Here is a 13,425-nt window from a genome sequence, read left to right on the forward strand (position 1 = left end):
TTCAGTTCAACTCATCAACAGTGTCGATATAGCGAAGACCCTTTTCTGCCAGCCGCTGGCGCATATTATAAATATCTAACCCTAACTCACCGTCGGCCAGTCGCTGGCGTTTCCCCTCCTCCAGGGATTCACGTTTCAGGGCATTCTCAAGTACAGGCATTGCATCATCAAACGGCACTACCACCACACCATCATCATCTGCGACGACAACATCCCCCGGATAAATTACCTGTCCTGCGCAAAGAATAGGGACATTCACCGAACCGAGCGTTTCTTTCACCGTTCCCTGGGCACAGACAGCACGAGACCAAACGCGGAAATCCATCTCACGTAATACATGACTATCTCGGATCCCGATATCACCAATCAGTCCTACCACTCCGCGAGCTTTAAGCGACGTGGCCAGCAAGTCACCAAAAAAACCATCACGGCAAGGTGAAGTAGGAGCAACCACCAGCACGTCACCAGGACGGCATTGCTCGACCGCCACATGGAACATCCAGTTATCACCAGGTGTTACCAGCACAGTGACCGCATTTCCCGCGATGGCTCTACCCTGTTGAACAGGGCGAATGGCGCTGTCCAATAGCCCTTTGCGACTTTGCGCTTCATGCACTGTCGCGACACCCAACCGGCGCCATAACTCGAACTGGGATACATCACTGCGTGGAATGTTACGTACTACAAGACCACTTTTATTAATCAGGTTCATGACAAATCCTCCGTCACCCGCGGGAAGATGCTCTGGAACCCTTCCGCATGAGTGAGCGTTTTCACCGCAGTAATACCGATGTTACGTTTTGCCTGGACTCCGCGCTGTAAAGCGACACGCGTGTAGTATTCCCAAAGGTGCTCCTGGCCCGCCATGCATTGAATAGCCTGATACTTTTTTTCCCACACAGAGGTAATGTCCAGCAGCACATCAGGCTTCCAGTTGCACTGCTCGGGTTGGTGAGGTTCAAAACAGTAAACTGGCGGCGCGCCAATAATCGGCTCACCAGGGCGATACCCTTCAGCCTGGGCGATAATGCGGGCTTCCTGCGCCAGATGTGCTGCCAGCGGGTGGTCGTAGTTATAAGGATCGTGCAGTGAATGGCTTAGAACAAAGTGTGGCTGAACACGGCGGTAGACATCTGCCAGGCGGAATAACGAGTCTTTGTCCGCGCGCAGTGGGTAATCGCCCATATCGAAAAACTCTATGCTGGCCCCCAACACTTCCGCTGCTGCCATCGCTTCTTCTTTACGTATGGCTTTGACGTTTTCTTCCGTCATCTCGCCTTTACGCCATAGCTTTGCCGATTCACCACGTTCGCCAAAAGAGAGACACACAACATGCATGTTGTAACCGCGCGACGTGTGTAATGCGATGGCACCGCCTGCTCGCCAGACGAAGTCTGCTGAATGTGCGCTGACCACTAACCCCGTTTTTGCTGCTGTATTATTTGTCATGTTGGGTTCCTTTTGTGTGTATGAATAAATACTGTCATGCGTTATTCAGGGTGTGTAATCAGTTTAATTGCCTGAGGTATGATTTTTATTTATGTTGTTTATTCATCAGCTCTGGATAAATGGCGAAAGCATGAAAAAAACACCCTCCTGTGAAATGATTAACATCATGCAAATCAGAGCTTTTTGCCAGGTTGCGGCCCATGGCACCGTTTCCCGCGCGGCGGATAATTTATTTCGCACACAATCCGCAATCACCCGTTCAATTCGTGATTTAGAACACAGTTTGTCGTTAAAATTATTTGAGCGGCACGCCAGCGGAATGTTATTAACCGAATTTGGAAAATGTATTTTGCCGCGCGCACGTCACGCTATTGATGAGCTGTGCGCTATTCCGAAAATTATCGCCAGTGTCAGGGGGAAAGAGATCGCCGGACGTGAATTTGCCGAACCAATCTGGCTTTATAACACCCGTCGTCTGGAAGTCTTTATGGCGCTTTTTCAGGTGCATCACACCCAGACAGTGGCGAATATGTTTCATGTCAGCCAACCTGCCGTCAGTGCTGCATTGAAAATGCTGGAAAAAGGCGCGGGTTTAGCGCTGTTCCAGCGCACCCCAAAAGGAATGATGCCAACCCGCGCAGGCCAGGAAATTGCCAGTAACATCAGCCGAACATTGAATGAATTACGTCATATTCCAGCGGATATTGCGGCCAGCCAGGGGATTTTACGCGGTACGGTCTCTATTGGAGCGCTACCGCTAGGCCGCACGCGCTTGCTACCAGAAGCTATTCTCAGCCTGCTGGCGAGCTATCCGGGCGTGAACGTGATAACCAACGAAAGCGCATTCACCGCGCTGATTTCGGAATTACGTGCAGGCAATGTCGATTTTATTTTTGGGGCGCTGCGCGAAGGTGTCGCGGACATCACCAACGAAGCATTGTTTACCGAAGAGATGGTTATTCTTGCCCGCCGCGATCATCCGTTATCTCGGGGTACGGTCAGCGTCGAACAACTGGCTGCTGCACAATGGATTTTGCCACGCGCAGCTACGCCTGCTCGCAAACTGTTAAGCCAGGCATTTGGACAGTTGGGAATTGCTGAACCGCAGCCACTGGTGGAAACAGGTGATTTGGCGATTACACGCAGTTTGTTGCTGAATTCTGAGATGATAACGGCAATTTCCAGCCACCAGCTTGAGTATGAGCTGGCAGCTGGCGTACTGGTAAAATTGCCGGTCGAACTGCCGGATACACACCGTGCCATTGGGCTAACCTGGCGCCAGGGGGCGCTGCATTCTCCTGCCGCTCAGGCGTTGTTGCAGGCAATCCGTGACGTGGTGAGTAAATACCGGCCTGCACCGCAGGAAACCGAGAGTTACTCTTTGCCGGCAACGGAGTAAATCACCTGCTGATTGCGCGTTTTCTGAAAATCATCCAGCGACATACCACGCATCGCGGCATAAATGTGCAGATTTGAAACGCCCGTTACGGCACCGAATTTTTCCAGCAGGAAGAAGCTTGCGCCATATTGAATCAGTTTGCGCCAGTCGCGGTCTCGCAACATCTGCTGTTCCTGTTCGGTAAGCCCTTCTTGCTGGTAGAGTTGTTCCGGCTGCTGGCGAAAACGGGCACGCCATTCCGGCTGAACCAATTTGTGTAAAAAGCGGTTCAGGCGCAGCGCGTTCAGGCTGCGTTGTTGCGTAAAGGGATATGTGCCTTCCAGTTGCTCTAATCCCACCAGTTCCTGAGCAATGTGAGCACGATGGCGTGCGGTAGTATCGACGGGTAAGGTTCGGGCATGGTTTTCCAGAATCAGCGTAGCGATACCGGTCATTGACGGCAAATAATAAGACTGGTGCGTTACCGTCACGTTTGCCGACAATGCACCACGCATCACCAGCCACATAATCACTTCCGCCCCTTCCATTCCACCCAGTTGCGCATATTCCGCCACTGTCAGTTGCGTCAGGCTTTCAGGGTCGTTTGCCAGCGCATCAACAAACTGGGCATCCCAGTCAGGATTATTAAATCCGCAACGTTCGCCGTGTACCTGATGCGACAAGCCGCCTGTTGCCACCAGCGCCACCGTAAGATCTTCCGGGAAACTTTCAATTGCTCTACGCAAAGCCTGGCCAAGCTTGTAACAGCGGCGAGCGCTGGGGACAGGAAATTGCAGCACACCTATTTGCAGCGGCACCACTTGCGTCGGCCAACCGCCCTGCGAAGGTAACAGCGCAGACAATGGTGAGAAAAGACCATGATCGAGCGGCTTATTCATAAAGAAGCTCATATCAAACTCATCGCTCATCAGGCTGGTGCCAATATGGCGCGAGAGTGCCGCATGGCCTTTTACCGGCGGTAAATCACGAGGACCGCCGCCTTCATCCGCAACCTGATATTCGTCGTCGATTCCCAGCGCGAAAGTTGAGTAATGGTCGAAGAAAAACGACGTGACATGGTCGTTAAACACATACAGCAGCACATCTGGTTTTTTCTCAGCAAGCCAACGCTGCATCGGTTCAAAACTTGAGAATATAGGCTCCCATGCCTGCTCTTTTTGTTTGTTGTGGTCGACCGCGAAGCCGATGGTTGGCGTATGTGAAACAGCCAGTCCGCCAATAATTTTTGCCATGTTGTCTACTCCACGTATCGTTAAATTAGGATATTTTTATTAGGTTATTTTTGGCACTGCTGCATGCAATCTGGCGCATACCCTGCTTCAGCCACAGCTAAATCATGCAGGATGCGGCGCATCATTAAACCGGGTCGATCCGGTGCGAAGTTAAGATCAAACTGCGGTTCACTGTCTTTGCGAACAACGTCGAGTATCCACTCCAGCGCGTCGACATCCTCGGTATAGGCCTTGGCAGAGGAAATATATAAGTGCTCATCCGTAGCGGTATTGTGCAAATCGAAATCACGCGTACAGAACCACCAGTAATGAATACTGCCATTGGTTTCCGGAGTGAAAATATGTGAAATGTTGAAGCGGTAAGTGATATCCCGGCCCGCACCTTGTGAGGTATCAACGATACGGGCAAAGGCAACGTGCATAGCGGGCGACTGGAAACGAGCTTCTGAATAACGATCAACCGGAACTCCCGTCAACCCGGTTGGAATGGCATAGACCCCAGGCGGCGGCGAGTTTTTCAATACGCGGTCAATAATTACTACATTCCCTTCCTGGCGCACTTTCAGCTTCGAACGAGCATATTCCGGCGTGCCTATCGCACCAGGATGCAAGAACGGGAAATGCGTCTGATCGAGCAAGTTTTCATGCATGGAAATGTAGTCAGATTTAAAGCTGAACTGGCCATTAACACTTTTCCACTCCGGGCTACTTAACCAATGCGTGTCAGGAATAGCCGCGGAGTCGGCACTATCGGGGTCCCCCATCCAGATCCAAATCAGCGGTGCACGTTCTACGACTTCGAAAGTTCGTACCTGCGCATTGCTCGGCACGTTGGCCATCGACGGTAAATTGACGCAGCGCCCGCTCGTATTGAACTGCATCCCATGGTATCCGCAGACCAGCGTGTCACCGTCCAGTTTGCCTTTTGCCAGTGGAAACGAACGGTGCGGGCAGCGGTTGCGCACCGCCACAGGTTCACCCGCAAGAGTGCGGTAAAGCGCAACATCCGTCCCCAGAAAGCGGCGGCTGATTATCTCGCGGGAAACTTCATGACTGAGTGCTGCAACATACCAACAATTACGGATAAGCGGCGTGCTGTGATCAGCGAATCCACCCGCGCCAAACGTATCATCCTCAAAGGGATGTCTTGGATGATCAATAACCATATCAAATGAATGATTCATAATTTACCCTATTGCAAATCAAGCACTAAACGTTTTCCGCGTAACCGTGAGACACAGATACACATTGACTCACCGGACTGTTTTTCCTCTTCGCTGAGATAGTGATCCTGGTGCACCAGTGGCCCATCGGCAGAAATCACCGCTTGCTCGCAAAGCCCACATTCACCCCGGCGACAATCCCAAAGCACATCCACTTTTGCGGCATTCAGCGCATCAAGAATGCTGGTATTGCTGGCAATCGGAATGATGCGACCAGAGCGTTTAAGTTCAACCTCAAACGGCTGGTTTTCTGACATTACCGCTGGTGCAAAACATTCATAATGCAGATTCTCTTGCGGGAAATTGCGTTCACGAGCTGCAGCGCATACGCCGTCAATCAACGAAGAAGGGCCGCAAATATAGATGGCTGTCTCTGGAGCCAGCGTTCCCAGCAGTGTATGCAAATCAATTCGCCCGGCTTTTTGGCTGTAATGAAAATGCACACGGCCAGGGATCAGGCGGGAGATGTCATCGTGAAAAGCCATCGAGTCCGCTGTACGCCCGCAGTAAAGCAATGAGAATGGCTTATGGCGTTTCATCAGGCTGCGCATCATCGAAAATACTGGCGTGATGCCAATGCCTCCGGCAATCAACAATACCGGTTGTGTGGTTCTTTCCAGTGCGAAAGCATTAACGGGCACCGAGACACGAAGCCGGCAGCCTGGTAGCAAATGCTGATGTAACCAGCCTGAGACCGTTCCCTGTGGCTCGCGCTGAACAGCAATGCGGTAAAGATAACGGGCATCGTCACTGATGCCATCACCACCGAGCAAAGAGTAATGCCGGACAAGCAGGCCGCCTTCGCGATTATCAAGAAACAGCGTGATATGCGCGCCTGCTGTGTATTCCGGTAGCGGCGTTTTGTCTGGTGTCGCCAACTGATACTCACGGATGGAGGGAGTGAGCTCACGAACCGCGACCACTTCCACTTCTATTTGTTTAAATGCCATCTCGTTTCTCCGCTTATTTCATTTCACGGGTCGCTGCAACGAAATCACTTCCGCTAACGGTTTGCGCACGGCCATCACGGTGATTAATCACCGCCAACATTGCTAACAATGCCGGTAGCGCGAGGATGTAAAAGATAGCGCCAGGCCCGGCAAACAGACCGATAAGCAAACCACCCGTTGTGGTGCTGAGAATCGCCCCGGTACGACCGATTCCATGCATCCAACTGACACCCGTGGCACGAATACCCGTTGGATAGAAAGCTGGCGCAAAGGCTTGCATGCCAGTCTGCGCACCGTTAATACATACGCCACTGATAAACACGAACAAACCGAGCATCAACGGGGAAAAATTGAACATACCCAGGGTTAATAAACTGAGGCTACCGAGCAGATAAAATGCACCGATCACTTTCTTACGCGACATGCGATCCATCAGCGAGCCCACAATTATGCCGCCACCAATTCCACCAAGCTGGAATACACCCGTGATTATCGCGGCATGCTGCAGGTTAATTCCGCCGTCACGCAGCACCGTTGGCAACCAGCCATTGAGCATGTAAATCACAAACAGCCCCATGAAATAGGTCAGCCACAACACAACCGTGCCCCACGCATAGCTCGGTGTGAACAATTGTTTTACGCGTGATGATTTTTCTACGACGGGGTTCATCAGGAAAAACTGCGTTTGCTCGGAGAACGTCCCGCCCATGCGCTGCAAAGTGGCAGCGATTTTTTCTGACGGAAAATGGCGAGCCACCATAAACATAGGTGATTCCGGCAAGAACCACAGCAGCAATGGTAAAAGTGCCAGCGGGACAATGCCGCCAAAGATCAGCACAGATTCCCAACCCCATGCCGGTATCATCCAGGCCGCAATGAAACCTGCAATGCCCGAGCCGATACTGAATCCGCTATACATTAAGGTGATCATCACCCCCTGACGACGAGCAGGAATATATTCAGCGATCAGCGTGACACAATTTGGCATAGCCGCACCAAGCCCAAGACCTGTGATAAAACGCATCAACGCCAGTTCTTGTGGGGAGGAGGAAAATGCCGACAGCATGCTAAAAAGTGCAAAAACGGCAACGGAAAGCAGCAATAAACGTTTGCGCCCATAGCGATCAGCCAGAGGCCCGGTGATCAGCGCTCCAAGTGCCACGCCAAACATGGCACAACCGAGAACAGGGCCTATCTCCGCACGGCTCAAACCCCACTTTGCCAACAGCTCTGGCACAATAAAGCCCATGATTGCGGTGTCATAGCCGTCAAACATGATGATCAGCAACCCTGCTGCCACAACCAGCCATTGATAGCCAGTAATGGGCCGTGAATCTATCCACGCTTTAACGTCTACATTATTGGAAATACTCATAACGTTGTTCGCCTGTTTTTATGATCGTGTTGCGATTACCGCCACTTAAAGAGACTGAGCGGTTTGTCGTGTAGGGTATGTTTAAGGTAAAGCAACACTGTCAGGCTCGTGGGCTGAAAAAATTTTAGAGATATGAGTTTTATTTATACTGTGAGGTTTACAACAATTTCCACATTATAAAAATAAGCTAAATATATTGAATACAACCAAATAAATCAGTCACTTGAAGAAACTTCTCGCGTGAGACCTGGATGCAGAGGAATGATAGTTTTGTGGTGAAACATGATTAACTCAGTGAATCGCAGAGGGAATTGCCTGGATAATTCGTCGATGGAAAAAGACTTTCGGCGCCTTAAAGTGAATGGCTTGCGAAAGGCGGTTATGGTGATTTTAGCCATGCGGTACGCGATAGAAACCCGTGGATAAATGGTTATTACAACATTTATCGCCCACACACGAACAATGGTGGTTTACCGCCTTGCTAACATGAAGAAAAGTGGAGACAGGTTATTCCGGTGTCCTGATTTTATGATCAGCTACATTGTGCCTGGAGGGCGTTTGTATACTGAAAAAGCTGATAAAAAACATAAATGCCGCTTCCAGCGTGATGATAATCGTTGACCACTTCTAAATATATTTCCGCGTGTGGTTGAGGTAGGCAAGCACTGCGGCACTAGACTCGCCTTTACGACTCACCATCATCAGATTAGCTGCCAACTCCTTCGAATCAAGAACCCGATAAACTACCCCCGGGATCGCCACCTGTGCTAATGGCGCAGGAACCAGGGCGATACCCAACCCGGCCCCAGCCATGGCGAGAACGCTCAGTGAACTGGATATCCGATAGGCAATATTCAACGAGTTACCAAGCAGCTTATGGAGTTGTTTATCCAGTTGTGAATCTACGTCATTGACTGAGTACATAATCAATGGCTCGTTGGCCAGTAAATCTACCGTCAGGCTCTCTTTATCGGCGAATCTGTGATCACCAGACATCACCACCACCCGTCCCCATTCGCCAACAGATTCGTAGACAAGGGCTGATTCATGATCCGGATAGTAATCAGGCATATAACCCACATCCAGCGTACCATTCTGAATGGCTTCGTTCTGAAGCTGCGGAGCAAGCTCCTGGCAAATTATTTCAGCGTCCGGGTAGGCCTGATAAAAAGATCGGACATCCTGCATCAGTCTTCCACTGAAGACAGCATTACCGGCAAACCCTATCCGCACCCGACCTGTTTCACCGCGAATAGCGCGTTCAACAGCAAGACGGGTATGTTCCACCTGCTCCAGTGTACGCGTAGCCTCCGCTTGCAAGAGCCTCCCGGCTTCAGTTAACTCCACACGCCGGCTGGTCCTAATCAACAATGGCCCACCCAGCTCATCCTCAAGAGCTTTAATCTGCATGCTCAACGCGGGTTGAACAATGTTGAGTCGTTCAGCCGCCCGACCAAAATGCCGTTCTTCCGCGACAGCCAAAAAATACTTCAGGTGACGTAAATCCATAAAACCGCCTTATCAATCATTAAAAATGATTAATCAGTAATATCTATATATTTGAGTTTAACTTCTTTCGAAGCCAAACTGAAACCAGTCAAACTAAACAACCAATTAACAGGAAATAAAAACATGCAAAACCAACTGCACGATCGCCAACAACTCAATGACCTGATGAATGGCTGGATGCACCGTGATTTAGGCGAATGGGATAAGCTACGCGAACTCTTTCATCCTGACGGCACGATTGAGATTACCTGGTTTGAAGGGCCTGGAAGTGATTTTGTTGATGGTTCGATGCGTATGGGCGCATCAGACCTGCGTACTAAGCATCTTATTGCTTCACCCGCTATTACCTTTAATGACGCCGGAGATAAAGCGATCCTTGAAACCAATGCAATCATCATCGCTGAGAACGTAAAACTGAATATTGGCTGTGAGTGTCACAACCGTTTTTATGACATGGCAGAAAAACGAGATGGTGTGTGGAAACTGTTCCACCGCCAGAGTGTTTACGATATCGGCACCTTCTCCTTCCCACTAGGCCCTGTCGCAATCGACCAGACTATTGCGGCGAAGTATCCGCGTGAATATGCAGCACTGGCTTATTTACTGGAGCAGAGTGGTTTCCCACTTGGGCGCATATTCGCAACTCGAGGCAGCGAACTGGAAGCAAAAATGAAAATTGAAGGTAAGCGCTGGTTGGCCGCCTGAACCAGACTCATTACTTTAAATTAAAAACTCAGGTAACAGAGAGTTCAGGCATTGCCTGCTATTCCTGATTGGAATGCTAATGAGCGCCTTGAAATAATGGCCCGCAACCAGATTGGCGGGCCAATAATATTAGCTCGGAGTGAGTTTCCTTCAACGCTCAAATAGTTGGCGAAGCTATTTCGCGGAGAGTTCTCTTCGTACGATTTCTGCTCCTGCGCTCAAAGCATTTAGCTTGCCTCTTGCTACACGGCGAGATAAGGGGGTCATGCCACAATTAGTGCTTGGATAGAGTTTGTCTGCATCGACAAACTGCAGTGCTTTTCGTAGCGTACTCGCGACTTCATCTGGCGTCTCAATGATATTGGTTGCCACATCAATGGCCCCAACCATGACTTTTTTACCACGGATGAGTTCAATGAGATCCATTGGAACACGAGAGTTTTGGCATTCCAGCGAGATGATATCGATATTAGATGCCTGCAGTTTGGGGAAGAATTCTTCATATTGCCGCCATTCTGATCCCAATGTCTTTTTCCAATCAGTATTAGCTTTAATGCCATAGCCGTAGCAAATATGTACGGCAGTTTCACATTTAAGTCCTTCAATTGCTCTCTCTAAAGCGGCAATTCCCCAATCGTTCACCTCGTCAAAAAATACATTAAATGCGGGTTCGTCAAATTGGATAATATCGACGCCAGCAGCCTCTAATTCTTTGGCTTCCTGATTGAGAATTTTGGCGAATTCCCAGGCTAACTTTTCACGACTCTTATAGTGGCTATCATAAAGAGTATCTATCATCGTCATCGGACCTGGTAACGCCCATTTAATGGGTTGACTGGTTTGCTGACGTAAAAATCTGGCATCGTCAACAAAAACGGGCTTTTGACGTGACACAGGCCCAACGACTGTCGGGACACTCGCATCGTAGCGATTGCGAATTCTGACAGTTTCACGTTTTTCAAAATCAACACCACTGAGATGCTCAATAAACGTAGTGACAAAATGTTGGCGCGTTTGCTCGCCATCACTGACGATATCAATACCTGCCTGTAGCTGATCTTCCAGACACAAACGCAGAGCATCTTGTTTGCCATCAATTAATTCCTCGCCCTGCAATTTCCAGGGTGACCAAAGTGTCTCAGGTTGTGCAAGCCAGGAAGGTTTAGGTAAACTGCCCGCAGTCGACGTAGGTAATAATATTTTCATAATAGATGACCTTATATTTTTAGTTAATTAAAGAACGTAATTTGCGGACCATTGCTCAAGGATAGTCTGGTATGGCTTTATGAAATTCTCTTCAGTAAACTTACCCTGCTCAATAGCTAACTGGCTGCGTTCTTCTCGATCATAAACAATTTTCGTTAATGAATAATCCTGTTGATTCAAGTTTGGTTGATAGTCTTTTCCTGCTACAGAATTAGCATTGTAAATCTCAGGTCGATAAATTTTTTGAAAAGTCTCCATTGTACTAATGGTACCGATCAACTCAAGATTCGTGTAATCACTCGTCAAGTCACCAACAAAATAAAATGCCAAAGGTGCAACACTATTCGGCGGCATAAAATAGCGAGCTTGAAGCCCCATTTTATTAAAATAGTGATCGGTCATGGAGGATTCATTTTGCTGATATTCTACACCCAATACAGGGTGCTGATTTTCAGTCCGATGATAGGTGTTTTTACTGGATACGCTGAGACATATAACAGGTTGCTTATTAAAGCGCTCTTTATACGCAGTTGAGTTAACGAAGCATTTGAATAGATTTCCATGTAGATCACCGAAGTTAGCTGGTGTGCTAAACCCCGGTTTATTCTTGTTGTGATCTAACAGCACGACGCTAAAGTCATAATCCCGCACGTAAGAGGAAAAGTTATTCCCGACAATACCTTCAATACGTTCGTTGGTTTTTTGATCAACAATATTTGTTTTCAATATTTCAATTACTGGGAAAGTTTCGCCCTTGCCTTCAACATCCATCTCAACGGAGATGATTTCAAGCTCGACACAATAACGATTCCCTGTAGGATTATCCCAATGCGCCAACGAATTGAAGCGATCATCAATCATCTTTAAAGCATTGCGCAAGTTCTCCTGACGCTTACTTCCTCTGGCCAAATTTGCAAAGTTAGTTGTAATGCGCGTATTTTCTGATGGGTTATAATTTTCATCGAAAGAAAGACTTTTAATAATAAATTCAAATTCTTTATTCATCGCGATTGGGTATCCTAATGTCTGATAAAACCTGAATTTATTTTTTGCTTTTTCAGCATGGCTAAATTTTCTTTTCAGGTTACTTATTCAGTAGTTTTCATATTGTCTGTAGCTAATTGCAGTAGGTAATTTATGCCAGAGTCATTGATAGAGTAAAAGTGATTAAATTTCAGCGAACATGAATTATCTTCATGTTCTGGTGCGGTGATGTAATCGACATCGGTAAAGAAGCCCCTTCCCATAGGGTTCACAACTGGAATTAAAGGAGGCCAGTAGCGGTTAATCGGGAGACTTAGGGTAGATTACAAGGAAAGGAATAACCATCTATCATAATGATATTTATGATTAAATCAGCTTAACATCGGAGCACGTTCGGCCTACAATCAGGAGCATAGTCTCACCCCATACAGAGCCAGTTTAATAAGATCAATAATAACCCTAAATAAGCAAGGATATTAATCATCTTTTGATTTAAGTGAAAGAAATGCCGTTAAAGGGGATGAAATTTATTCTGCTTTAGTTTTATCAAGAGGTAGAAAAAATGAAAAATGGCTAGTATAGCTCAGCTCATAACCTTATAAAAAATACGGACAACCTATACAAGCAGGCAAAACATCCTTCGCTTGATAGTTGAGAAATACGCTTATAAAATACATACATTCAATGCGTTACTTCAAGCATTGCAGGATTATACTTCTTAAGGGAGTGAATATGTTAGCACTCGGATTTGTTACTCAGAAAGCGCTGGCTGAATGGCAGAATACACCTCTATATATGCCACACTTTCAGTTCTACGAGCGGCATAGCACTACGATAAGAACTACCCACCCCGAAAAAATATTACCGGCGATTGCTGATTATGATATCCAACAGGATTTCCTTATTAAAACATTAATGTCAGTGCGACAACTGCCACAAAAATTACTACGCCATAAGTCTGAAAAAACTATTAATCAATTTGGGCTACATAGCTTTACTTTATTAGAAAGTTCGCCAACCGAACTTTGCTATGGCTTAAGAGGTCAATTCTGGCGACCCGATTTTGGTCTTGAGGATGTCCCAGATGCTAATGCCTATTGCGCAGTCCTTCAGCCGGGTAACGCAAAACTACTGCTGCGATATCAGGTACAACAACTTGCCAACAATAAATATGTTCTCTGCACAGAGACATTCATATACTGCCCTGACCGAGCGACACGGCTAAAAATGACCGGATACTGGCTGGCAATCAGATTGGGAAGCGGCTTAATTCGGCAAAGGACACTGAAGGCGGTAAAGCATGAGCTGGAGAAAGTGAGCTAACAGACTTAGCTGGCCGCAACTGAGGAGGGTCAGGGGCTATTTTTATAATGAAAGCCCCTCTGTTCTCTTT

12 protein-coding genes and 1 pseudogene are annotated in these 13,425 nt (G+C 47.9%); 4 read left to right on the forward strand and 9 right to left on the reverse strand.

The annotated features are described in order from the left end of the window. Position 1 precedes the first annotated feature (1 nt). A complete protein-coding gene (locus tag IX31_RS04070; RefSeq protein WP_034455883.1) occupies positions 2-712 on the reverse strand; it encodes a 4-carboxy-4-hydroxy-2-oxoadipate aldolase/oxaloacetate decarboxylase in 711 nt (236 codons plus the stop codon). Next, a complete protein-coding gene (galB, locus tag IX31_RS04075; protein ID WP_034455884.1) occupies positions 709-1,449 on the reverse strand; it encodes a 4-oxalmesaconate hydratase in 741 nt (246 codons plus the stop codon). Before galB ends, IX31_RS04070 begins: the two co-directional genes overlap by 4 nt. A 130-nt stretch (positions 1,450-1,579) precedes the next feature. On the opposite strand from galB, the gene IX31_RS04080 reads away from it, so the two are divergent. Beyond that, a complete protein-coding gene (locus IX31_RS04080) occupies positions 1,580-2,848 on the forward strand; it encodes a LysR family transcriptional regulator (protein ID WP_051880632.1) in 1,269 nt (422 codons plus the stop codon). Here IX31_RS04080 and IX31_RS04085 read toward each other — a convergent pair. The 4 genes from IX31_RS04085 to IX31_RS04100 are packed head-to-tail and all read right to left on the reverse strand — an operon-like array spanning position 2,824 to position 7,628. Further along, positions 2,824-4,080: a gallate dioxygenase gene (locus IX31_RS04085; protein WP_034455885.1), complete on the reverse strand. Its 1,257-nt coding sequence runs from the start codon at positions 4,078-4,080 to the stop codon at positions 2,824-2,826. The two genes, IX31_RS04080 and IX31_RS04085, sit on opposite strands and share 25 nt — an antisense overlap. Before the next feature lie 44 nt (positions 4,081-4,124). After that, positions 4,125-5,264 (reverse strand): aromatic ring-hydroxylating oxygenase subunit alpha, encoded by a 1,140-nt coding sequence (locus IX31_RS04090; protein ID WP_081908621.1) that lies wholly within the window; start codon positions 5,262-5,264, stop codon positions 4,125-4,127. A gap of 8 nt (positions 5,265-5,272) precedes the next feature. Next, positions 5,273-6,253: a PDR/VanB family oxidoreductase gene (locus IX31_RS04095; RefSeq protein WP_051880534.1), complete on the reverse strand. Its 981-nt coding sequence runs from the start codon at positions 6,251-6,253 to the stop codon at positions 5,273-5,275. Positions 6,254-6,266: 13 nt separating this feature from the next. After that, positions 6,267-7,628 carry an MFS transporter gene (locus IX31_RS04100; protein ID WP_034455886.1) on the reverse strand — a complete coding sequence of 454 codons (1,362 nt, stop codon included), beginning with the start codon at positions 7,626-7,628 and terminating at the stop codon, positions 6,267-6,269. 291 nt (positions 7,629-7,919) lie between these two features. Between IX31_RS04100 and IX31_RS23470 the strand changes: the two are divergent. Next, positions 7,920-8,113 (forward strand): annotated as a pseudogene (locus tag IX31_RS23470) (integrase core domain-containing protein); the annotation flags it as partial. 142 nt (positions 8,114-8,255) lie between these two features. Here the strand turns inward: IX31_RS23470 and IX31_RS04105 are convergent. Further along, positions 8,256-9,137 carry a LysR substrate-binding domain-containing protein gene (locus IX31_RS04105; RefSeq protein WP_034455887.1) on the reverse strand — a complete coding sequence of 294 codons (882 nt, stop codon included), beginning with the start codon at positions 9,135-9,137 and terminating at the stop codon, positions 8,256-8,258. A 123-nt stretch (positions 9,138-9,260) separates the two neighbouring features. Between IX31_RS04105 and IX31_RS04110 the strand changes: the two genes are divergently transcribed. Continuing rightward, positions 9,261-9,842, forward strand: a complete 582-nt coding sequence (locus IX31_RS04110; protein WP_034455888.1) for a nuclear transport factor 2 family protein — start codon at positions 9,261-9,263, stop codon at positions 9,840-9,842. A 174-nt stretch (positions 9,843-10,016) separates the two neighbouring features. Here the strand turns inward: IX31_RS04110 and IX31_RS04115 are convergent, their stop codons facing one another. Next, the gene (locus IX31_RS04115) at positions 10,017-11,048 is read right to left on the reverse strand and encodes a methionine synthase (RefSeq protein ID WP_034455889.1); all 1,032 of its coding nucleotides are present in this window, start codon (positions 11,046-11,048) and stop codon (positions 10,017-10,019) included. A gap of 27 nt (positions 11,049-11,075) precedes the next feature. Next, positions 11,076-12,053: a DUF1852 domain-containing protein gene (locus IX31_RS04120; protein WP_034455890.1), complete on the reverse strand. Its 978-nt coding sequence runs from the start codon at positions 12,051-12,053 to the stop codon at positions 11,076-11,078. Between the two features lie 711 nt (positions 12,054-12,764). Between IX31_RS04120 and IX31_RS04125 the strand changes: the two genes are divergently transcribed. After that, on the forward strand, positions 12,765-13,355 hold the full coding sequence (locus IX31_RS04125; RefSeq protein WP_034455892.1) for a pepsin/retropepsin-like aspartic protease family protein: 591 nt from the start codon (positions 12,765-12,767) through the stop codon (positions 13,353-13,355). Positions 13,356-13,425 lie beyond the last annotated feature (70 nt).

The organism is Buttiauxella noackiae, from assembly GCF_000737905.1.
Classification (GTDB): domain Bacteria; phylum Pseudomonadota; class Gammaproteobacteria; order Enterobacterales; family Enterobacteriaceae; genus Buttiauxella; species Buttiauxella noackiae.